The organism is Dyadobacter sp. CY343 (assembly GCF_021390335.1).
GTDB lineage: Bacteria > Bacteroidota > Bacteroidia > Cytophagales > Spirosomataceae > Dyadobacter.
Genome location: NZ_JAJUXK010000002.1, coordinates 1 through 23,265 on the forward strand (window position 1 = coordinate 1; position 23,265 = coordinate 23,265).

The following is a 23,265-nucleotide window of genomic DNA, read 5'->3' on the forward strand; positions in this document are numbered from 1 at the left end:
GCAAAAAAATTTATTCAAATAGCAACGGTAAATGCAAGCGGCAGCGGGGATCATCAGTACAGTTATGTGGATCAAAACCAATACAACGGAACTGTTTACTACCGCCTGAAAATGTCAGATTTAGACGAGACTTATACATACAGCAAGATCATTTCTCTGACTGGTGAAGGAAATCTTACTTCTATTTATCCAAACCCCGCAGGTGAAGCTGTCATTTTCCAGGTGAACAATGCATTGCTGAAAACCACGGCGACTTTGCATGATATTTCTGGACGAAAATTGCAGAGCATTTTGATTACGAATGACCGGCAGGAGATTAACGTTAAATCGCTGGCGAGCGGGTTCTATATTTTGAAATTTGCTGATGGAAGCGCGGAAAGATTTGTAAAGGAGTAATTGCAGTTCCGGGCTAAGTCGAATAATTGTAAACCTGTTGTGCGGTTAACATTTAGATGGAAAAAGATTGTGCATTTTACTGAAAATTTAGTAAGTTAATAGCGGTACCAAACCGTATTGACGATGCACAATCATAACGCAAATTCTGGCAATTGCCAACCGGTTTTTTGGGACGAAATTAACGCCGATGGTAATTTTAGATTTTACCCGAACAGACCTAGGTATCTGATATACAGACACTATCCTGTTATGTTTAACAGAATCTTATCAATAGATTCGTAAAATTAGCTTTTTGGTAAGCTTCCCTCCGGGTATCCAAAACTGTTTCCAGACTTGATTCACATGACAAATATAACAGAAGGCGACGCGGACTTTTAGAGAGGACGGCACAATTGTCAAAGCTACTCTTTTAAAGTTTTGCGGAAGCGATAGTGAGTACATTATTGACTCAATACCTGTACTTATTTGTCAGAGACCTGGGATTGCGAGGCTGAAAATTTGTAGGGACGATGATTTAGTTCTGCCTTCGACGGCTTGGCATCCAAGTCATGAGAGTTACTACCGAGGCTTTAATATGCACCTGGTATTTCCAGAAGCGGCTTTCCGTTTGCAGCAGGCATGACCATCGCAAGCATGCATAATTCACAGTACATTCCATTCTTGAAACACGACATTTGCCTGAATGTGAACTACTTGCGGACTAGCTAGCAGGCAAACCACTCGGGTGCATAAAACATGCATTACTTTGCTATCGAACAACGAATGGTATAGCATCAAAGACGCCGATTTTCACCGAAGCCTTTGCCGGGATGCTTCAAGGCTGGCCTTGCCTGGTATTTTACCAATGAATCCAAGTATTCAGAACACGCAGCTCAGCTTTTGAGAGTTTGGTTTCTCGATGAAATGACGAAAATGAATCCGAATCTCAACTTCGGGTAGGCAATACATGGCCGGGCTAATGGACGGGGAATCGGAATCATCGACACGCGGGCGCTGGCCGTACTGATCCCTTTTGCCCAAAAAAAGAAAGCATGGACTTACCAGCAAATCAAACCCATTCAAATGGATGGTTTTTACAGAATAGCAAAAACGGTTTCAAATAGATATCCTGATATTGACCTGTCAGGAATTGAAGAGGAAAACAACCCGGAAAACAGTCTGTTGCTGCTTACCAATGCGAATTTCTAGTTACACAATTCCCTCATCGAAACGCGGCGTGCCGAAACGTTTCAGACTTATGATGTGGGACTTTACTGCGGTGAAGAAAGACTTGTTTTCCATATAATTTAACCCGAATTCGCTTGCCGTTTGCTTGACAATAGGGGCGAGCCCCGGGTAATGCACGTGGCAAACTTTTGGGAACAAATGGTGCTCGATCTGAAAATTCAACCCGCCGATATACCAGCTTAACCACTTGTTACGCGGAGAAAAATTGACCGTCGTTTCCAATTGGTGGATCGCCCAATCTTTTTCAATGACGCCGTTCTCATTCGGAAGCGGGTGCTGAGTCCCTTCAACCGAATGCGCAAGCTGGAAAATTACCGTCAATACCAGTCCCGCTGTGAAGTGCATTAACAAAAATCCTGCAAGTATTTGCGGAAACGGAATATGAAATATAAGCGTGGGAATCAAAAGGAAAATACTGAAATAGATCAGCTTCATGGTGATCAGACCTGTGAGCATTTCCCTGTTTTCAGGTCCGCTTTGGCGGTTTACACCCGATTTAATAAAACCAAAGTATTGAATGAAGTCTTTCAATATCGCCCAGTAAAGGGTCAGGATACCGTAAAAAAAGAAGGCATAAAGCCATTGAAATCGGTGCGGCCGAGACACTTCCTCGTGCGGGGAGAGTTTAATAACCCCCCGGTCTTTGATATCTTCATCTATCCCGGCCACATTGGTGTAAGTGTGATGAAGGATATTGTGCTGCAATTTCCAGTTTGCCACGCCAGCTCCGGCCAGATTGATCGTATAACCCAGCCACTTATTAACAGCCGCACTTTTGGAGAATGCGCCGTGGTTGGCATCGTGCATGATGGACATACCGATACCCGACACGCCCAGTCCCATCACCAGCCAAAGGCACATGGCGGCCCAAACCGGCGGATTCAGGAAAATCAATATTAAAAACGGAAGAATATAGCTGCTCAGTAAAACGATCGTCTTAACGATCATCGTCTTATTGGCGTAGCGTGATTTTTGGTTATCGCTGAAATACTGGTCTACCCTTTTCTTGAGTGTAACAAAAAAGAGGCTTTTATCGCGGGCAGCGAATCTGATTTTTTCATTATTTGACATAAAACGTATTTGTGCTCGTTGCAGAGGGCCTGGTGAGAGAACAAAGTTTAATACTCGCAATGTCAGGAAGCCTTTCCGGATATAAAACGTTGTAAATCAATAGTTATTAGAGACTGAGCAAATTAATACGATTTTATTTTAGTACTATTTTGATATTGATATCCAATTTGCTGGATCGTACCGGTTTGTGAGCTGAGAGCACTATCTTTACCCATGACCGATCCTGATCCACAGCCCATTTCAACAATTGTTATTCTTGATACGCATCCTGTTATCAGAAAGGGCCTTGCCAGGCTTTTGGAGTCGAATTTTGAAACAATGCAGGTTATCGAAGCGAAGAATGTCGCTGAGCTCGGTCTGGCAGGTACGGATCTTGGGCGCGTCCTTTTCATTATCATCATGAACTCCGATTTCGAGGAAGACGGAACCAGCCCGGTGTTTGAGGTGAAGGCATTTAATCAGGCGGCTTCCATCATATTATATGGAGAGCAAACCCAGCCGGAACTGGTTATTTCTTATTTCAAATCCGGGATCAACGGATATCTTTCAAAACACAAAGACCTTTCAGAACTGATTACCTGTATCAACACGGTCGTTGCAGGTAAACGGTATGTCAGTGCCGACCACATGGACTTTCTGTTTGGGTATCTGATCGAAAATTACCGGACGCTGAAAAAAAAGGATCTGCTCACCCCGCGTCAGAACGAAATAGCCAGGTACCTGATGCAGGGCCTTTTCACCAGCTCGATTGCAGAACAGACCGGGCTGCATATCTCAACCATCAGTACCTTCAAAGCAGCCATTTTTTCAAAGCTGGGTATTGATAACATTCTGAAGCTCAAACAGATACTGGAAACGGGGGGAAATTAATGCTTTGGCAAAGCCAGCAAACCCGCGACAGGGGCTGACTAATTTAGGAAAGATTATTAAAATGGCTGATTTCAGGGATGGTTACTTCGCATTGCACGTTGTAACTTTGAGCATATTTATTTGCCTTATCAACATTCCCTGAGTTCAGATGAAAAAAATATTCTTAATCGGCCTGCTTTGTTCCTACTGTATTTCAAGCCCGGCGCAGCTGCTTGACCGGATCAAAAACAGGGTGGAGCAAAAAGTGGTAGATCAGATTGATGATTCGATCGATAAGGCGACCCAGAAAAAGAAAAACAAGGATAAAACCAGCACGGCCGATACTTCTGCTTCGGGTGCGGCCCAACCTGATCCGGCCCAACCGGGTTCGGCACAACCGGGTGCGGCCCAACCGGAGACGCAGCAGACGGGCGCGGCTGCTTCAACAGCTGGTAATAGCCAGCAGGACGGAGTTTCTGGTAAAACCGGAGCGGATATAACCGCTTATTCCAAATTTGACTTTGTGCCGGGAGACAAGATCATAGTGCATGAAGATTTCTCTCAGGATGCAATCGGAGATTTTCCTGCTAACTGGAATACGCGTTCCGGCGCTGAAATTGTGAATATCGCTGGCAAAGATGGAAAGTGGCTTCGCTTTAATCAAGATGGTATTTTTTATCCCGAATACCTGAACAGTAACCTGCCTGAAAACTTCACACTTCAGCTGGATGTGATTGCAAATAAAGACGTTTCGAACATTGGTGAATTTATGATCAGCCTGATGCAGACCGGGACTGTCGATGAGAAATTTAACTGGGGTGAGTCAAGACAGGTTTCTGCGCCAAGCTTTAAGATTTCCTTTCAACCCACATCCTCTGAAGGTCAGCTAACCTATTCATCGAATTTGATCGGTAGTCAGTACAAATACGGCGTGCCTGAATTTAATAAACACAAAAACACTACAAGGGTTTCAATCTGGAAGCAAAAGCAACGTATCCGGGTTTATCTGGACAGCACGAAAGCATTGGATCTGCCGCGTGCGCTCGACCCGGCGGCCACTTTGAACTCACTGGTATTTGCAGCCATTAATCCCGACTTCAACCAAAAAGGAGGCGCATTTTTCATAGGAAATATCCAGCTGGCTGTGGGAGCGGCAGATACGCGCAACAAACTAGTGAGCGAAGGCAAATTCGTGACACGCGGGATCCTGTTCAATGTCAATAGTGACAAAATCCTTCCGCAGTCGTATGGGACACTGAAAGACATTGCCCAGGTTTTACAGGAAAACACTTCACTTCGCGTTCAGATTGTTGGACATACCGATGCTGATGGAAATGAGAATACCAATGAAGACCTTTCAAAACGCCGTGCGGGCGCGGTGAAGGAAACATTGGTTTCTACTTTCAGTATTGACGCCTCGCGGCTGGAAACGGATGGGAAAGGCAAATCGCAGCCGATCGATACAAATGATACCCCGATTGGAAAGGCCAATAATCGCAGGGTGGAATTTATCAGGCTCTAAACGCATTGCACGTTTAGGTTACACAATGCGCTCATAGAGGTCTTTCAGCTCGCGCTGATAGCGGGAAGCGGCATCAAGATTTACTTCCCGGATCGCATCGTAGTCTTCGGTCTTTAATTGAATGCTATTATCTATCGCCTGGTGGAAAACGTCGGCTCCGCTTTGCGTCAACTCTGCAATAACGTCCCGGGCATTATCAAGGATAAATGAATTCCAGATGTCAGTGGTAATCGCCTCACCCGAGTTTTTATATTTGTCAACATATTTGCTGATGACAGCGTCGGTTCTGTCCCTGTGACTAAACAACAGGTTGTGAAATGTGAGCATTTTCAGGTGAGGGTTTTTAGATAAAATAGTGTGCGTACAGTGCGCATTCCTGCCTTATGTATGACGGGCAGGCACTTACTTCTTCACTACTTTGGTGCGCTCCACAGTTCCATTGTCAAATGTTATTTTGACGATATAAAGTCCCACAGGAAAATGATTGATACTGAATGTAGAATCTGCATTTGAGAATTCTGACCTTCCCTGATCCATCACAAGTTTACCAGCAGTATTCAAGAATTGCACACGCTGAATTTTTCCCGGATCATTGGCAAGCAATGTAAGCTGATCAACGGCAGGATTAGGGTAAAGTGCGATCTTATTGGCCGCATCCAGACTGATGCTTCTGATCTTGCTATATGCGAAAGTCTCGTCTTTGTCGATTATTTTCAGACGGTACAGGCTCTTTCCTTTCACCGGAGTAGCGTCGGTATAGGAATAGGAAATTAACCCGGCACTTTCGCCGTTCGACATCACGTGAGCCAGCTTATTCCAAAGTTTCCCGTTTTCGCTGCGTTGAATCTCGAAGCGATCGCTATTGGTTTCCGAAGTTGTCGCCCAGTCCAGTACAACCGTTCCCATCTCTCCTTTTGCAACATCAAAACGGGTCAGCGTCACAGGCAAGGAGATCTCCGAGTTTGAAATTATATTGTTGTCCAGCGATATTTTACCAGCCGTCGACAATGCCCTGCCGCTGAGAGAAGCGCCTGATGCCAGGTTAATTGCACCTGCGTTTACAACAGATCCCTTAAAGTTTACGCCAGATGCCACATTGAATGCACCATTCACCTGCCAGTACACATTTGTAGTCTGCGCGCCGCCGGTTAAGATGATATTCGCTGATGCATCCGCAGAAAGTGCACCGTTAATTTTAATGATAAAAATAGCATCAGGATTACCTTCGGCATCCAGGGTAAGGTCACCAGTGAATGCGGTGGCAGTTGTGCTGCAATGCACACCTTCGAGTAGCGTAGCGCCCTCGCCAATGGTCGAGCCCAAAGACGATTCGCACGGGTTGGATACTTCGCTAGCCAGAAAAGCGTAGGCTGCTGCCACGTCCGCCACTGCCAGTGCTCCTTCAATATCGCCAAAGTGCGTCTGGCCTGTTACCGTGACAGGAGTTCCGGTAACGTCGCCGGTGAAATTACCGATATCGCCGGTGACCGTCGTAGTTCCTGTATTAGCAAATTCTCCGGCTGATGTATAAAGGGCAAACCGCAAAGCTGTACCGAAAGTGGGGGCCGTTTGAGCCGAACTGAGGTGTGGCGCGAGTGCTACAAAGGTTGTAGCTGCCAGTACGTTGAGAAAAGATGTTTTCATATAGATGAAGTAAGCGTGAGTGAAGTTTCACGAAAACAAAGATGGTCTCTTTGCTGCCATGTAATATTATATCTTGTGTAGTAATAGTTGCAAGATTCACACTTTTGCGCAGCTGTTACTTTGAGTTTTCTTGTAGCTGATTTAGGATGGCCTGCTAGTTGGGAATTCACCAAATGCGGGTAAACGTGACTGATTGCGTCTTTAAACAAAAAGACCAACTTCAATATGAGCCTAAACCTGAGAATAAGTGCCCTGCTGTTTTTATTGGCCTGCGGAAATGTAGCCGACGCGCAGCAGAAGCAGGTTGATCCCGACGCCCGGTATGCCGAGGCGGAAATTGTTCAGCAAAAAGCGAATGGATTTAAGGGAATCTGGTACATGAACCAGCCTTCGAATGATGAATATGTGTACAAATACAGCGGCGGGCTGGCGGTATATCCGGCTAACCACCGCCCGTTTGCAGTGTATTCAAAGGAAGTTGACAAAACGTTCTTCTGCTTTGGTGGCACGGACGATGCTAATTCAACCTTACTTCATAATGTGTCCTATTTTGATCACAAAACCAAAAAGGTAGCAAATCCTGTTATTTTGCTTGATAAAAAAACGACCGATGCGCACGATAACCCCGTGATCTCGATCGACGACAAGGGGCATATCTGGATCTTTTCCACTTCCCACGGCATACAGCGGCCCTCGTACATTCATAAGAGCAAAAAACCTTACGATATCAGCGCATTTGATACTGTAAACGCGACCGAGATCGTCGATGGGAAAGAGCAGCCTTTCAATAATTTTTCATATTTCCAGATCTATCCGATCAAAGGCAAAGGATTTCTGGCACTTTTTACCAAATACAACAAAGCCGCTCAGCGTGTGATCGGCTACAATACCAGCCCGGACGGTGTGCGCTGGGGGGAATGGAAAGTGCTGGCTCACATTCAAACCGGGCATTACCAGGTAAGCGCGGAAGCTGACGGAAAGGTAGGAGTGGCTTTCGACTATCATCCTGACGGAAAAGGGCTCAATTACAGGACCAACCTGCATTACCTGGAAACTTCGGATTTCGGAAAAACCTGGCAGAATGCCGAGGGGATTCAGGCGCAATTGCCAATTACATCTACCCAAAATATCGCATTGGTGAAAGATTATGCGAGCGAGAAACTGAACTGTTACCTTTTGGATATCACTTTTGACAAAAAGAAAAAACCCGTGATCCTGGTGATTTCCAGCAAAGGTTTCGAAGCTGGTCCGGGGAATAATCCAAGGGAATGGACGCTGTTTCAAAGAAAGAAAAAAACGTGGAATAAGAGCGTTGTAACCACTTCGGACAGCAATTACGATATGGGTTCGGTGTATGTGGAATCCAGAAAAGTGATGAAGGTAGTGGGTCCCACAGTAGACGGGCCGCAGGCTTACAACCCGGGCGGCGAAGTGGCTATGTGGCTGACCGAAAACGGCGGCAGGACCTGGAAGAAAGAAAAGCAGCTCACCCAAAACAGCGAAATGAACCATTCTTACGTGCGCCGGCCTTCCCACGAGCAGCCCGATTTTTATGGGATTTGGGCCGATGGGAACGGGCGAAAACCGTCGGAATCAAATCTATACTTTACCAATCGAAACGGAGATGTGTACAGGCTGCCCAGAAGTAGCAGCGAAGATATGATCACGCCCGAGTTAGTGAAGTAATTTGGGTAAATACAAAAAGCGCCGGGCATTTCGAAATGCCCGGCGCTTTTATAACTATACCTTAATAAGCGACATTAATGCTTCGCCCACCATAACGGAGTAAGCGTTCCATCCACACTTCCCAGGAAGTTCAGTGCCTGATCGTACCCTCTTGCATTGCTCGCAGGCAAGCTGGAAGGATATTTCAGACGCTGCGGGAAGAACTTGATATTCGACGTCATGTAGTTGCTCGCATTCAGCGCAGGCATATTCACCAGCGGGTTTTCAACTGCCGGGTTCTCAAAGAAAGGCAGCCCCAGCCTGCGATGATCGCTCCAAGCTTCCAGCGGCAGCCACGGTGTTTGCGCAATGAACTTTTGCGTGATTATCTTGGTGAGCAGATCATTTTTGACAGCCCCGTTTTTGTACAGGTTGTTGACAGGATAAGTCTTGTTCACAGTGCCTTCCGCATTGGTATAACCGTCTTTAAATTTCATCGGATAAGTTGCAGGCGGCTCGGCCACGTGCGTCCAGCTTACTGAAGTACCAACCCGGTTGTACGCAGTTGAAGCTTTATAAGCGGTGGCAAAACCTGCTACATTCCAGTAGGCGAAACTTGCATCGATACCTGCTTCGTAGGCAGCCTGTCCGCTCATTGGAACAGTCCAGCCTCTTACAGCAGCCTCAGCCAGCAAGAAGTACGTTTCCCAAGGCGCGAAGAAGATTCTCTTGCTGGTGCCATTGCGCAAATGCTGCCCGTGGCGGGGAATAGTGCCGTTGTACGAGCGCACATTATTTTTAGCTCCCTTTGCGCCCCAGTCACCGTTCGCAGGTGCATTCCACGTATTTTTCGCCTCAATCTTTTTAACGGTTGCTCCCGCTGCGTCTACCAGCGTACGTTCCGTAGTTTTGGCTGTGTTATCCCACGAAGGGTAAGCATTGAAATCCGAATTGTCCACATCACCCGGGATGATATAGGTTTTGTAAGCGCGCGGATCGATCGTGTTAGGCAGCCCGTCCAGCCAGTAACCCGCCGAGGGATCGTTGGTCATGGTCGTGAAATGATCCGCAAAGCGCAATCCAAGATAATCCTGTGGCTTGATGAAAGGCAGCTGCGCAGGTTTTACCTGTTCTGCAGATGTGATACCGCCCAGGCCGAGGTACAGGTTATTGATCGTCGCCGAGATAGGGAAGTAGTTCCATTCGCGGGTCATCACGCCGGTCAATGCATCCCAGCCAGCAGTTTCCTGGATTTGAAAAGTTTCGTCGGCCGCAGTCAGCAGAGGGCCCGCCGCTGCCGCTTCGAATTCAGCTTTTGCTTTCGCCGGATCTACTTCCGAAAGACGCATAGCAAGTCGCAACCGCATGGAATTCGCATATTTCTGCCATTTAGCATAATTGTAACCGTAAGCCTGGTCGTATTTGGAAATCGCCGAGCTGGAAATGCCCAGGTCAAGTTTGGCAGAAGCGTCTTTCAGTTCATCCAGCAAATAATAGTAAACAGTTTTTTCATCAGAAAACTCCGGATTTTTTCCCTCAAAACCATTAATGGGAATAGGGCCGAAATTGTCGGTAAGCTCGCTGAGCAGATATACCCGCCAGATCCTCGCCACCTGCAATAGGTTACCGGTATATTCCTTGATATTACCCGTCGCGATCTGTTTCTCGGCTACCTGCACGGCGGCATAAATGCTGTTCAACCAGCCGCCCAGATACCCCGCTCCGTAATAGTCGCTCGACCAGCCGTCGTTATAGCCTCCCGTCGAGATACCTCCGCCCGCCTGCTGGCGACCGGCTGTTTTCCAATACAATACAAATACGCGCTCGGCAATATGCGGGTCCATCTGGCTCCCGATAATCGAACCGTTGATAAAATACTCCACCTGCACCTGACTTTCAGTGGCCAGGTAAGGGTCTGCATTTATCTCGTCAAAATCATTGCAGGCGGTTGTCAGCAACATCAGCGCCGCAGCGGGCAAAAGCGCCCTTCTTAAAAATGCTTTCATATTTTAAATATCTTTTGTCTAACTGATGTATCAGAATCCGAGGGTAAGCGAGAAAAGGAACGAGCGCATCGTGGGGAAACCACCGTTTTCAAAACCGACTGCATTGGTACCAGTCGCGAAAACAGACTCAGGGTCAATGCCTTTCAGGTGACTTTTGATCATCCAAACATTATTGGCTGAGGCGCTGATCTTCGCTTTCTGAAAGGTATTGCCCAATAGCTTTTTAGGAAGACTGTAACTGAGCATCACATTTCTCAAACGGATATTGGTCGCATCGTACACGTAAGCTTCGCCCACACCCAGGTTATTCAGGGTTGAAACCGTGCTCCAATATTGCTGCTGGGTAACCGGTTCGGTGTTAACCGTCGCCTGATCTCCTTCGCCCATCACAACGCCGTCCACCACAAATTCAGGTCTTTCGCCGCCCGGCGCAGTTACTGCCGCAGCTCCCGCCGATTGCAGACCCACATTGGATGCAGAGAATATTTCGCCGCCCAGACGCGCATCGATCAAGAACGAAAGTCCGATTCCCTGGTAGGAGAAGTTATTGGAAATCCCTAAAAGTCCTTTTGCCTGCTGGTTACCCAGCTTCACGATCGTCGCGTCACGCTGCGGAAGTCCTTCGGCTGTCAGGACCATTTTGCCAAAATGCGGGCTGGCCTGATCCTTCACGCGCAGAAACTGGGTTCCGTAAATATCCCCGTATAATCCGTCGGTGGTCGCTCTGATAAACAGATCGTCGAATGCACCAAGCTGGTATTCATTGACGCCCAGGTCTTTGGCGATATCGATGATTTTATTTTCGTTTTTAGAGAAGTTTGCTGTCAACGACCAGTTCAGGGAAGTCGGTTTGGTTAAAATACCCAGATCAGCCATGATCTCGATCCCTTTGTTCTGAATATTACCCGCATTCACTTTCATGTTCGAATAGCCGCTCATCGGGTCCATTGGGATATCGATCAACTGGCGCGTCGCATTGGATTTGTACCAGGTAAAGTCCAGTCTCAGCCTGTTGTTGAGCAGCTTCAATTCAGTTCCCAATTCCAGGTTTTTGATCAATTCGCTGCGTACGCCCGAACTTTTCAGCAGCGATTGCCTTACCGCGATCGTATTGCTCAATGGATCTTTGGAAATATTATATCCATTGTAAAGCTGGTAAGGCGCCAGGTCATTTCCCACCGTCGCATAAGAGCCGCGCAGCTTGGCGTAGTTGATCCAGAGCGGCAGGGTAGTGCCCATTTTATCGAGCATATCCGTTACTACGTAAGAAAGGCTGTACGAAGGATAGAAATAGGAGCGGTTTTCTTCGATCAGCGCCGAAGACCAATCATTACGCGCCGTCACATCAAAGTAGATCCAGCCTGCATAATTTATTCCCAGAGAACCGTAAACCGAATTGATCTTTTTGCGGCTATAACCCGGCCAAACCTGCGGAGCTGCCGCTGAATTGGTAGGTGTAAAAAGGTTAGGAACCTCCAATGCGCCCGTATTCACTGTAAGGGAGCTATACTTCTGCTGCATTAAGTTACCACCTAATGTAAAGGTACCTCCCAGCTGCCCAAACACTTCATCTTTGGTCGCTTTGATCAATGCGCTGTAATTGGTTTCGCTGAAAGTTTGCTTGCCCAGCGAATAGGAGTTGGAAAGCGGGCCGCCTGCGTAGGTTTTGCGTTCGGTATTGGTCGTGTATAAATCACCTCCTGCTTTCACTTCCGCATCCAGCCAGTCTGTAAATGCATATTTCAACGATCCGTTCATGATGAAACGGTTACGCGTATCATTGTTGAGGTTGTATTTGCTGAGCCAGTAGGGATTGGATTGCGAGCCCGGCGCGCCCGGGTACCAGAGCATTTTTCCAAATTCATTGGTAGCAGCGCTGAAATCGGTAATATCCAAACTCCGTGGCAACATATATAATACGAACACGCTGCTGTTGTCCCGACCGTTGATCGGCCGGTTGTAACCTGAGGTATTGTTGTATGCCATTTTAATGTCGCTCGTCCAGCGGCTTTCCTTACCGAAATGCGTAGTGGCCTTCGAGGTAAAATTCAGGCGCGTCAGCTTGTTTCCGGGAATGATACTTCTGTCTTCCAGGTAATTAAGTGAAGCGAAAACAGCGGTTGATCCGTATTGCTGTTGCAGGCCAAGACTGTAATTTTGACTAGAACCAGACCTCAAAAACGCATTAACATTGTCGTGAATAGCCAGAGGCGCCTGCGTGCTGTCCCACTTGGTCACTGATTGTCCCTCCACTTTTGGGCCCCAGCTGGTGGTATTCATCGCATTGTAAATATTATCAGTACCCTGTCCGAATGTATTCTGAAGTTCAGGTTTGATAAAGATATTCTCGGTGCCCAGGGTCGTGGAGAATGTGATACCCAGCCCCGGCTGTTTCCGTCCGGATTTGGTCGTGATCAGAATAACCCCGTTACCTGCGCGCGAACCGTACAATGCGGCCGCAGAAGGTCCTTTCAGTACGCTCATGGATTCGATATCCTCCGCGCTGATATCGCCTAGTCCGTTTCCCAGATCCAGGCCGGCGCCCCAGTAACCATTTTCTGTGGTACCTGTGAAGTTGTCGATCGGGATACCGTCCACCACGATCAGCGGCTGGTTGCTGCCGGTCAGTGAGGTATTGCCGCGTAATACAATCTTGGAAGATCCGCCGGCACCGTTACTGGACCTTACTACCTGCAAGCCGGCAACTTTACCCGTGAATGCATTTGCAAGATTCGTCTCTTTTGCGTCAGATAATGCCGATCCCTGGATTTCCTGGATCGCATAACCCAGCGATTTTTTCTCCCGCTGAATACCCAGCGCGGTCACCACCACTTCGGAAAGTGAGGTAGCGTCTTCCAGAAGTGTAATGTCGAAATAAGTCTTGTTACCTACTTCGATCTCCTGCTTTACATACCCAATGTAAGAGATGCTCAATACCGTTCCTGGTCCTGGAACTGCAATACTGAATGCACCTTCCGTGTCGGTGGTCGTGCCCGTTTTCGATCCCTTTACTACAACAGTAACGCCCGGGAGAGGAGGGTTACCTGCGCCGCCTGTTATCTTTCCGGAGATCTTGGTCTGTGCATAGACCTCCGAAAAGCTTAGCAGTAGCAGCAAGCCAAATACAAGTTTTCTCATTAGATTATTGGTATAGGTAAAACAACTGATAAATTAGAAGGAAAGGTTTGCTGAAAAATTTACTTTATTCTGGTATAAGTGCAAGAATATTGCAAAATCCATCAGTTTATTAAAGTTATTCAAAATTATGTATTGAAGTTTTGAATAATAGTGAAATATTATTTTTGTCACCGGTATTGCAAAAATAGGGATTGCAGGGCAAATGCACCGGGTACAAATGTTACATTGTACTGTATCAAAAGTTACCTGAACGTGATTTTTGAAGAGTTGGAACCCGTTAACGCGGATCGCGGGGATATTAAGTGTTATTCTTATTCCTGCTCAGATAGACCGAGGGAAGCTCGCCAAATTCGTCCTTGAATTGCCTGGCAAAATACTTGGGATTGTTGAAACCAACCTGATAGGCGATTTCAGAAATGGTAAGCTGGCTTTGTTCCAGCAATCGTGCGGCGCGCTCCATTCGGATCGAGCGGATAAACTCGACCGGCGTTTTGCCCGAGATCGCATTCAGCTTACGGTACAGGTGTATACGACTCATACCGACCTCGCGGCTCAGCGCCTCGACGGAAAATTCTGCATTGCCAATATTTTCTTCCACAATCGCAATCACCTGCCTGACCAGATTTTCGTCCCGGCTGCTGATCGCAATATCCCTTCCTTTGATCGCGATCTGCTGACTGAAAGTTTTGCGCGCTGCTTCCTGCTGTTTGAGGATATTGGAAAGGCGGAATTGCAGGATTTCGAAATTGAACGGTTTTTCAATATAATCATGAATGCCTAGTTCGTAACCTTCCAGATGCTGGTCGGGCGAAGTGCCTGCTGTGAGAAGTACCAGCGGAATGTGCTGGGTCCGCTCGTCATTTTTGAGCCGCCTTACCAGTTCCATTCCGTCCATTTCGGGCATGGTCACGTCGGTCACGATCAGATCGGGAATCACAGCAGTAGCCTTCGTCCAGCCCTCCGAGCCGTTTTTGGCTTCTATAATGTGATAAAGCTCTTTGAGATTGTCTTTTAAATAGAAAAGAAAATCTTCGTTATCCTCCACGAGAAGCAAAACCGGCAGCCCGCTATCGTGCTGGCTGGGCTCGCTTACCTGAACAGGTGGCGTAACCGGCGCAGGCGCAGTTTCTAATATAGATAATGTTGCATTCTGCGCTTTTTGAACGGGAAGCATTACTTTAAAACAACTACCCTCGCCAGGCTGACTCTTGACTGAGATCGCGCCGCCGTGCAGGCTTACAAATTCTTTGGTAATGGAAAGCCCGATTCCGCTGCCCTGGTTGAGCAGGCCCGCCGGCAGGTCATTCTGGAAAAAGCTCTCGAAAACTCTCTCCTGTTTTTCTTCCGGAATGCCGATCCCCGTATCGCAAACGCTGATTTCCAGCCAGGATTTATCGCCTGAATGCGGAAGTTGCGCGCTCTCAATCTCCACACTTACCTCGCCGTTTTCAGGCGTAAATTTGAATGCATTCGAAAGCAGGTTGAACAGTATCTTTTCCAACTTATCTTCATCAAAAGAAGTATTCAAGCTGTCCATTGAAGACTTAAATGACAGGCTGATCTGTTTTTTCTGGGAGATATCTGCAAATGAAAAAGTTGCTTCCCTGATGAAGTGAACAATGTCACCCTCGGTCGGGGAGAACTTGATCCCGCTTACTTCCAGTTTCCGGAAATCTAGCAGTTGGTTGACCAGGTTGAGCAGCCTTTTCGCATTGCGCTGCATGAGCTGCATCTGATTCTGCAGTGGCGAGTCGGGGTTGTCTTTCAGGATCTTTTCCAGCGGCGACAGTATCAGTGACAGCGGCGTTCTGAACTCGTGGCTCATATTGGTAAAGAACCTGATCTTCACATCGTTCATCTCCCGCAGCCGCCTGGATTCCCTTCTTTCCTGCTCGATCAGATACCGCTCCCGCTCCTTTTTGCGGATCGTTTTACCGGCCAGATACAATGCGAAAATGAATAGCAGCAGATAGGAAAGCCTGGCAACAGGAGCGTTCCACCAGGGCGGCAGTATCTGAATTTCAAGCGTTGTTTCATCACTATTCCAGCCGCCATTTTCATTGGACGCTTTTACCCTGAAAACATAAGTGCCCGGGTCGAGGTTGGTATAGGAAGCCGTGCGCGAAGTGGAAGATGCGTGTACCCAATCATCGTTAAAACCTTCCAGTTTATACTGGTAGCGGATCTTTTGAGGATGAAAAAAGTCAAGAACTGTGAAGTCCAATGCAAAAATATTGGCACTATGCGGCAGAACGATCTTTTTAGTTTCCGAAATAGCTTTTGAGAGTATCGCCCGGCCGCCTTCCAGCTGATCGTGCGCACTGAGCTTTTTATTAAAAACAGAAAACGAGGACAAAACCACCTGCCGGAAAATGGCTTTGGGCAGGATCTCTTCGGGACGAAAACGGTTATAACCTCTCGCACCGCCAAAAAACAGCTCGCCCGATCGCGTTTTCAATGCTGCGTTTTCAGTGAATTCCGACCCCTGCAATCCGTCGCTTTCATCATAATTGATAAACTGCACTTGCAGACCAGTTTTGGTTTCGGTAAGCTGGGTCCGGGCCAGCCCGTAAGGCGTAGCAATCCAGAGATCGCCCGAATCGTCTTCGATCACAGACAGAATCGAGTTGTGCGGAAGTCCCTGTGCCTGTTTAAAAACCCTGAACTGCTTTTTTAATGGGTCAAATAAATTAAGTCCATCCTGCGTGCCGACCCAGATCCTGTTTTTAGAGTCCTGAATAATAGCGTGCACAATGTTGTTGCTGATGCTGCCGGGCGCATTCGGTTCATAATGGTAATTGATAAACTTCCCCGAAACCGCATCACGTACATCGACCCCGAAAGAAGTCCCGATCCACAAATTTCCCCTGTTATCTTCTGTGATCTCGCTGATATAGGCATCGTGAACAGAGTTGGCGGCGCGGGCGGGATAGTGCGTAAATTGGCCGGTACTGCGGTCAAAAAGTTCCAATCCGCCGTCCAGTGTCCCGACCCAGAGATTGCCACGCGAATCCTCTTTGATCTCCCACACGCTGTGGTGCGACAAGCTGGCCGGGTCAGCCGGGTTGTGCCGGTAAGTCGTAAAGCGGGTCCCGTCAAATGAAGTAAGTCCGCCGAAATAGGTCCCGATCCAGAGCACATTCTTTTTATCAAGAAAAAGACTGATAATCACATTGGCACCCAGGCTATTGGGATCGGCCGGGTTATTCAGGTACTGCTTGTAAGTGTTTTTTTGCCTGTCAAAATAGATCAGTCCGCCTCCGTTTGAACCCATCCAGATATTCCCTTTCTGATCTTCCAGAAAGCGGTTCAGGTCATTATAGGGCAAACTGGTCGGATCAGCGCGTTTGTGCTTGAAGAGAGGAAACGGGAAAATATCTTCGTGATAATAATTCACGCCGTCTTTGTAAGTACCTACCCAGATCACCCCAGAGTGGTCCCTGTAAATCGCATTAAAGGTATTTTGACTGATCGCATTCCGGTCGTCATCGTCGGGCAGGATGTAGCTGATAGTTTTGCTTTTCTTATCGAGCAAATTAATACCGCCATGATCTACCCCGATCCACATTCTTCCCTGGTTGTCCTGCACTACGCCCTGGATGATATCGGAGTTGAGTCGCGGGGAGCCATTTGTTTTATTGTAAAATGAGAAAGACAGGTCGGTAGGATTGAAACGATAGATCCCCAGGTTTTCCCTGATCGCATACAACCATAGCTCACCGTCCGAATCGACTGTTATCCCGTAATTAAGCGACCTGTTCTGGTGCTTTTTGGCCAAATAATCCGACCGCCAGATTACTTTTCGGGTTTTGGGATTGATCTTTTCGAGTATCCCGTTCCGGTGGATAATCCATAAATGCTTATCCGGACTGTCGCTGATCGCCGATATTTCGTTGCTCGCAATGCTTCTTGGATCCTGCGCCGAATGCCGCAGGTGAATGGTCTTGCCGCCACTATCTGCCGGACATACAAACAAGCCGTTTTTTGCCTGCGCAAACCAATACTGCCCGATTTTGTCTTTGTGAATGGTCCGGATAAAACCGGCAGGTATTCCCAGCTTTTTTAATTCCGTCTGCGTGTCGCTGGCAAATTTCTCTGTCAACGGGTCGTAAACGCTGTTTTCTGTATTCGATCCGGCCCATATTTTCCCTTCCGGACCTTCCCACAAACTACGGATGCTATTGCTTCGCAAGCTGGTACTATCGGCCGGGTCGTTTTTAAAAACCTTGAATTCGTAACCATCGTAACGGTTCAGTCCCGCATTGGTGCCCACCCACATAAAACCATGACTATCAAGTAAAAAGCAGGTAGGGTGATTATTGGAAAGCCCGTTTTTTACATCCAGTTTCAGAAAACGTAACTGGTCGGATTGCCCCGAAACCAGCCCGGGCAACATTGAAAAGCAAAATAGGAAGAGGAGTTCTTTAAGCAGACGCAAGATTCTTTACTTTACCTCTGCTCAATTTACTTTTTTTTGGTTAACGAAAAAATGCCCTGTTGCACAAAAACGGCTGTTACTGACTACAAATTCTGCTTTTTTAATTCCTCCACGGCATGATTGGCCGCGCGGGCGGTCATTGCCATGTAGGTAATGGAAGGGTTTACGCAGGAAGAGGAAACCATGGCAGCTCCGTCGGTGACAAATACATTCTTACATGCGTGGAGCTGATTGTATTTGTTCAATACAGATGTTTTTGGATCTTTCCCCATTCGCGCCGTGCCCATATCGTGAATGCCCAGCCCCGGGTGCGTGTCTGTACGGTTGAAACCTGCCACATTTTTGAAGCCCGCAACTTCGAGCATCTCCACAGCCGATTCCATCATATCTTTCCGCATGGTCAGTTCATTTTCGCCAAAAGCAGCGTCAAAAACAATTAGCGGGATGCCCCATTTGTCTTTTTTCTCTTTGTCCAAAATCATCCGGTTGGAAGGGTCCGGCAATATTTCGCCAAAACCGCCAAAGCCCATTGTCCAGGTGCCGGGCCGGGTCATATCTTCTTTAAAATCAGCGCCGAAACCATTCATAGTGATGCCGCGTTTCCAGTCACTTTTGCTCGCGCCGCCCTGGTAACCATAACCCCGCAAAAACTGCTTTTTATCAGTGCCCCAGTTTCGGAACCTGGGTATATACAATGCGTTCGGCCGCTGCCCGAATATGTAGTCGTTCTCAAAACCTTCCACGGTAGCATTCGCGCCTACGCCAAGGTGATGGTCCATGATATTGCGGCCAACCTGATCGCTATCGTTGCCCAGTCCTGTCGGGAATCGGTCGGATTTTGAATTCAGCAGCAATGCAGCCGAGTTCATTGAGCCGGCATTCAGGAATATGATCTTTGCAAAGAATTCCTCCACAGCCATCGTATTCTGATTGATCACGCGTACGCCTTTTGCCTTCTTTGTTTTGTCATCATAAATCACCTCGCTGACAATCGTATCGTGCAGCATCGTAAGTTTCTCAGTTTTACGAGCAGCCGGTATCGAGCCTGAGAGCGAGCTGTAATAACCTCCATACGGGCAGCCGCGGGCACATTTGCTGCGGTACTGGCACGAAGCGCGTCCCAGATCGGTATGCCAGGGTTGTGGCTTGGTCAGATTGGCGATCCGGCCGATCGTTACCGGGCGTTTCAGTTTCTGCATCATCGTTTCCCTGAAATAAAGCTCAGGGGCGCTCATCGGCATGGCGGGCAGGTAATGACCGTCGGGCAGCACGTCCCAGCCTTCGGCCTGACCGCTGATACCCACGAATTTCTCAACGTGCGTGTACCAGGGTTCCAGGTCTTCGTAGCGGATAGGCCAGTCGATTGCGATACCCTCTTTGGCATTGGCCTCAAAATCCTGCCTGTTCATCCGGTAGGATTGTCGTCCCCAGTGCATGGATTTCCCGCCTGTGTGGTAGGCGCGGATCCAGTCAAACGGGCGCTTTTCTATATACGGATTCTTTTTGTCATCGGTAAAAAAACCTCCGGTCTCCTCATTTGCAAGGGTACCAAATCGGCTGTTGGCCCAGTATTCTTCGGCGGATTGAACAGAAACCTTTCCCCGATGTTCAAATTCCCAGGGCGCTTTCATCGCCGTATCATAATCTTCAATATGCTTCACTTCCCGGCCGCGCTCGATCATCAGCACTTGCATACCGCGCTCGGTAAGTTCCTTGGCCGCCATGCCGCCAGTCATGCCCGACCCGACCACGATGGCGTCGTAAGTATTTAATTTATTGGCTTTCAAATTTAGGTTCATGGTGGTAGCGGACTAATAGGCGAAGGATTTTTGATTGGGTTTCAGCTGGATCATTTCCAGTTTTCCAGGTATGGGGGTGTAGTCAAATGAAGATCTGATACCTTGTTCGGATGTGAAATAACCCAGCATGGTCAGCTCTTTCATCAGCCGCCAGTAGGGCAGGACTTTGGAAGCAGCGGCGATTTGCCTGGCGGCGTCACTTTCTATTTGTGTTAATAGCTCAACCCGTTTGGCAGCGTCCGATTCGAGAAAGCCCTTTTTTTCAAGATCCTGAATACCTTCCAGAAAGATGGTTTGTTCAGGGGCTTTGTAACAGTCGCGCAGCATCATCACGATAAATTCGGGGACACCCGCATCCTTTGCGCCGGGGGTACTGGTTTTGGGAATGATCATTTCAGCAACCTCGGCTACGATCAGTTTCTGCTGATCGCTCAGATTGATAGCCGTGCCAGACGCATTTTTGGCATTATCCCAATTTTCCATTGCCAGCAATGTGGGCGCTGAAAACGTACCGCCGATCAGCAGGGCCACCCGCTGAATCGCCTCTCTTCTATTCATCATAATGCTGGCTTTTGTTAAATCGGATCAATTTGTATTCGATGCACGCCATCAAACAGACGGCCGGAGATAAAAGCAGCCGGCCTTCTGTTTTTAATGGTCTGCCCCGGAATGTACTGGTACGTGATTTGTATAGTACGCCCGAAATACAAACTACAATCACTATGAAAAACGAAACAGGTTCCGAACCCAAATTCACAACCAAAACTTCTGCCGCGGCTGAACCCGCATTGAATGAGCTTTTTCTGGATTCACTCCGGGACATCTACTGGGCAGAGAATCATCTTGTTAAGTCACTTCCTAAAATGATTGAATCCGCACATTCTGAGAAATTGGCGGCAACTATTCAGAACCACTTGGCCGAAACCATTGAGCATGTGAGCCGGCTGGAAGTGGTATTTGATATGCTGGGCGTAGCAGCTATTGCTAAAAAATGTGATGCAATGGAAGGACTAACCAAAGAAGGCGAAGGCATCATCGAAAGTACCGATGAAGGCACTTCAACGCGCGACGTGGGTATTATCCTGGCTTCCCAAAAAGTGGAGCACTACGAGATCGCAACTTATGGCGGGCTTGTTCAGCTGGCAACAACGCTGGGGCTGACCGACGCTGCTGAGATACTCAGCCAAACGCTAGCCGAAGAAAAAACCGCCGATCAGCTGCTTACCCAGGTCGCAGAAAGCGATATCAACTATCAGGCTTCCACAGAGGCTTAACATTCTTAACGATACTTATGGACGAAAATAAAAAACCGGTTGACCCGAGCGTAAAGCAGGAAACCGAAAAGACTGAGAAGTTAGCAGCACATACCGCAGATAGTTCGGGAGAATTAATGACCAACAATCACGGTACGCGTATTAACGATGATCAGAATTCCCTGAAAGCAGGAGAGCGCGGTGCGTCGCTGCTGGAAGACTTTATATTGCGTGAAAAAATAACACACTTTGACCACGAGCGCATTCCTGAGCGCGTCGTGCACGCCAGAGGCTCGGGTGCCCATGGTGTATTTAAGGTGTATAAATCAATGGCCGATGTGACCAGGGCGCACTTTCTGAGTGACGAATCACTGGAAACACCTGTTTTTGTCCGGTTCTCAACCGTTGCGGGTTCACGCGGGTCGACGGATCTGGCGCGAGATGTTCGCGGATTTGCAGTGAAGTTCTATACCCAGGAGGGTAACTTTGATCTGGTGGGCAATAATATGCCCGTGTTCTTTATCCAGGATGCGATCAAGTTCCCGGATCTGGTCCATGCAGTGAAGCCCGAGCCGGATAATGAAATTCCACAGGCGGCTTCCGCTCACGATACTTTCTGGGATTTTATCTCTTTAATGCCCGAATCGGCGCACATGATCATGTGGGTGATGAGCGACAGAGCAATTCCTCGCAGCTACCGCATGATGGAGGGTTTTGGTGTGCATACATTCCGGTTCGTCAATGCGGAGGGAGTTTCCAACTTTGTGAAATTTCACTGGAAACCATTGCTTGGCGTACATTCAGTAGCGTGGGACGAAGCTCAGAATATTTCTGGAAAAGATCCCGATTTCCATCGCCGCGATTTGTGGGATGCGATCGAAAGCGGCAATTTCCCCGAGTGGGAGCTGGGCGTACAAATCGTACCTGAGGAAGATGAATTCAAATTTGAGTTTGACCTCCTTGATCCGACCAAGATCATACCCGAAGAACTGGTACCTGTGCAGCGCATTGGTAAACTGACGCTTAACAGAAATCCTGACAACTTCTTTGCTGAAACCGAGCAGGCGGCATTTCACATTGGCCACGTGGTTCCAGGTATCGACTTCACAAACGATCCGTTGCTGCAAGGCAGGTTGTTTTCATACACTGATACGCAGCTGATCCGGCTTGGCGGGCCCAATTTCCACGAGATTCCTATTAACAGGCCCGTGGTACCGGTACACAATAATCAGCGCGATGGTTTTATGCGCCAGACTATCAACCGCGGCAAATCAAGTTATAACCCCAATACAATCGGGAACGGATATCCCCTGCAAGCCAAGGCATCGGAAGGTGGCTTTACCACTTATCCCGAGCGTATCGACGCGAAGAAGATACGGGCGCGCAGCAAAAGCTTTTTCGATCACTTCTCCCAGGCTCAGCTTTTCTTTAACAGCCAGTCGGATCCTGAAAAAAACCACATTATTGATGCGTTGAGCTTTGAGCTTGGCAAGGTGAATTCAGTGGAGATCCGGCACCGGATGCTGGGGATTTTGTCGATGATAGATAAAAGTCTGGCTGCGGCTGTTGGTTTTGCATTGCGCTTACCGGTTCCTCAGGATCCTGAGCTGCCGATGAACCACAGCATTCCGGCCGACGGAAACCCTGCTGATTTTGATTCTGTCATTTTCGAAGCATCATTGAAATCGTCTGCCGCGCTGAGTATGGCCAATACGGTAAAAGATACTATTGCAACCCGCAAGATTGCATTTCTGGCTGCTGACGGAGTTGATGAGAAATCGTTGACGAAGGTGAGAGCAGCTTTGGAAGGTGCAGGAGCGGTTGTGGAGATCATCGCGCCAAGACTCAACTTCATCGTTTCAGAAGGAGATGAGCAGATCGCCGTTGACCACAGCTTTCTGACAGCTGCATCAGTTTTGTACGATGCGGTTTATGTTCCGGGTGGTACCAATAGTGTGGCTACAATTGAAGCCGAAGCCGACGCTGTTCATTTTCTGAACGAGGCTTTCAAGCATTGTAAACCAATTGCAGCCGACACTGGTGCAGCGCAAGTGCTGGAAGCGACCTATTTCAGCAAGAAAATCCCTTCTGACTTTTCAGATCAAACTGTGCTGAGAGAAGGTATTGTGGTTGGTGATGATGCAGATTCGCTCGCTGATAAATTCATTCTTGCGATATCTCAACACCGTTTCTGGGAAAGAGAAAAACCAAGAAAGATTCCTGCTTAATAGGAGTCTATATCATGAAAAAGAGGCTG

Annotated in this window: 16 protein-coding genes; 8 read left to right on the forward strand and 8 right to left on the reverse strand. The window is 47.9% G+C overall.

Going from position 1 to position 23,265, the window contains the following annotated elements:
- The 3 genes from LZG94_RS06550 to LZG94_RS26365 form a co-directional block, all read left to right on the forward strand.
- Positions 1-396 (forward strand): T9SS type A sorting domain-containing protein (locus LZG94_RS06550; protein ID WP_233791134.1); only part of this gene is annotated, 396 nt, incomplete at its 5' end.
- 801 nt (positions 397-1,197) lie between these two features.
- The gene (locus tag LZG94_RS26520) at positions 1,198-1,335 is read left to right on the forward strand and encodes an alginate lyase family protein (RefSeq protein ID WP_409013242.1); all 138 of its coding nucleotides are present in this window, start codon (positions 1,198-1,200) and stop codon (positions 1,333-1,335) included.
- 123 nt (positions 1,336-1,458) lie between these two features.
- Positions 1,459-1,584 (forward strand): hypothetical protein, encoded by a 126-nt coding sequence (locus LZG94_RS26365; RefSeq protein ID WP_255700615.1) that lies wholly within the window; start codon positions 1,459-1,461, stop codon positions 1,582-1,584.
- Here the strand turns inward: LZG94_RS26365 and LZG94_RS06555 are convergent, their stop codons facing one another.
- Positions 1,585-2,694 carry an acyl-CoA desaturase gene (locus tag LZG94_RS06555; RefSeq protein WP_233791135.1) on the reverse strand — a complete coding sequence of 370 codons (1,110 nt, stop codon included), beginning with the start codon at positions 2,692-2,694 and terminating at the stop codon, positions 1,585-1,587.
- A 213-nt stretch (positions 2,695-2,907) separates the two neighbouring features.
- Here LZG94_RS06555 and LZG94_RS06560 point away from each other — a divergent pair, with 213 nt between their 5' ends.
- Together LZG94_RS06560 and LZG94_RS06565 are read left to right on the forward strand one after the other, a co-directional pair.
- Positions 2,908-3,564 carry a response regulator transcription factor gene (locus LZG94_RS06560; RefSeq protein WP_233791136.1) on the forward strand — a complete coding sequence of 219 codons (657 nt, stop codon included), beginning with the start codon at positions 2,908-2,910 and terminating at the stop codon, positions 3,562-3,564.
- A gap of 148 nt (positions 3,565-3,712) precedes the next feature.
- Complete coding sequence (locus LZG94_RS06565; protein WP_233791137.1) at positions 3,713-5,065, forward strand: OmpA family protein; 1,353 nt, start codon at positions 3,713-3,715, stop codon at positions 5,063-5,065.
- Between the two features lie 18 nt (positions 5,066-5,083).
- On the opposite strand, the gene LZG94_RS06570 is transcribed toward LZG94_RS06565, so the two are convergent.
- Both LZG94_RS06570 and LZG94_RS06575 read right to left on the reverse strand, forming a co-directional pair.
- Complete coding sequence (locus LZG94_RS06570) at positions 5,084-5,392, reverse strand: hypothetical protein (protein WP_233791138.1); 309 nt, start codon at positions 5,390-5,392, stop codon at positions 5,084-5,086.
- A 75-nt stretch (positions 5,393-5,467) separates the two neighbouring features.
- On the reverse strand, positions 5,468-6,709 hold the full coding sequence (locus tag LZG94_RS06575) for an ice-binding family protein (protein ID WP_233791139.1): 1,242 nt from the start codon (positions 6,707-6,709) through the stop codon (positions 5,468-5,470).
- Between the two features lie 225 nt (positions 6,710-6,934).
- Here LZG94_RS06575 and LZG94_RS06580 point away from each other — a divergent pair, with 225 nt between their 5' ends.
- On the forward strand, positions 6,935-8,395 hold the full coding sequence (locus LZG94_RS06580; protein WP_233791140.1) for a BNR-4 repeat-containing protein: 1,461 nt from the start codon (positions 6,935-6,937) through the stop codon (positions 8,393-8,395).
- Between the two features lie 74 nt (positions 8,396-8,469).
- Here LZG94_RS06580 and LZG94_RS06585 read toward each other — a convergent pair whose 3' ends face one another.
- The 5 genes from LZG94_RS06585 to LZG94_RS06605 all read right to left on the reverse strand — a co-directional run bounded on the left by LZG94_RS06585 (position 8,470) and on the right by LZG94_RS06605 (position 20,316).
- Positions 8,470-10,380: a SusD/RagB family nutrient-binding outer membrane lipoprotein gene (locus tag LZG94_RS06585; protein WP_233791141.1), complete on the reverse strand. Its 1,911-nt coding sequence runs from the start codon at positions 10,378-10,380 to the stop codon at positions 8,470-8,472.
- A 30-nt stretch (positions 10,381-10,410) separates the two neighbouring features.
- Positions 10,411-13,518 carry a SusC/RagA family TonB-linked outer membrane protein gene (locus tag LZG94_RS06590; RefSeq protein ID WP_233791143.1) on the reverse strand — a complete coding sequence of 1,036 codons (3,108 nt, stop codon included), beginning with the start codon at positions 13,516-13,518 and terminating at the stop codon, positions 10,411-10,413.
- Between the two features lie 298 nt (positions 13,519-13,816).
- Positions 13,817-17,914 carry a hybrid sensor histidine kinase/response regulator transcription factor gene (locus LZG94_RS06595; protein ID WP_233791144.1) on the reverse strand — a complete coding sequence of 1,366 codons (4,098 nt, stop codon included), beginning with the start codon at positions 17,912-17,914 and terminating at the stop codon, positions 13,817-13,819.
- Positions 17,915-18,039: 125 nt separating this feature from the next.
- The gene (locus tag LZG94_RS06600; protein ID WP_233791145.1) at positions 18,040-19,755 is read right to left on the reverse strand and encodes a GMC oxidoreductase; all 1,716 of its coding nucleotides are present in this window, start codon (positions 19,753-19,755) and stop codon (positions 18,040-18,042) included.
- Between the two features lie 12 nt (positions 19,756-19,767).
- A complete protein-coding gene (locus tag LZG94_RS06605) occupies positions 19,768-20,316 on the reverse strand; it encodes a gluconate 2-dehydrogenase subunit 3 family protein (RefSeq protein WP_310589851.1) in 549 nt (182 codons plus the stop codon).
- A gap of 38 nt (positions 20,317-20,354) precedes the next feature.
- Between LZG94_RS06605 and LZG94_RS06610 the strand changes: the two genes are divergently transcribed.
- Both LZG94_RS06610 and LZG94_RS06615 read left to right on the forward strand, forming a co-directional pair.
- Positions 20,355-21,029 carry a ferritin-like domain-containing protein gene (locus LZG94_RS06610; RefSeq protein ID WP_229254874.1) on the forward strand — a complete coding sequence of 225 codons (675 nt, stop codon included), beginning with the start codon at positions 20,355-20,357 and terminating at the stop codon, positions 21,027-21,029.
- Positions 21,030-21,046: 17 nt separating this feature from the next.
- Positions 21,047-23,236, forward strand: a complete 2,190-nt coding sequence (locus tag LZG94_RS06615; RefSeq protein ID WP_233791146.1) for a catalase — start codon at positions 21,047-21,049, stop codon at positions 23,234-23,236.
- Positions 23,237-23,265: the final 29 nt, after the last annotated feature.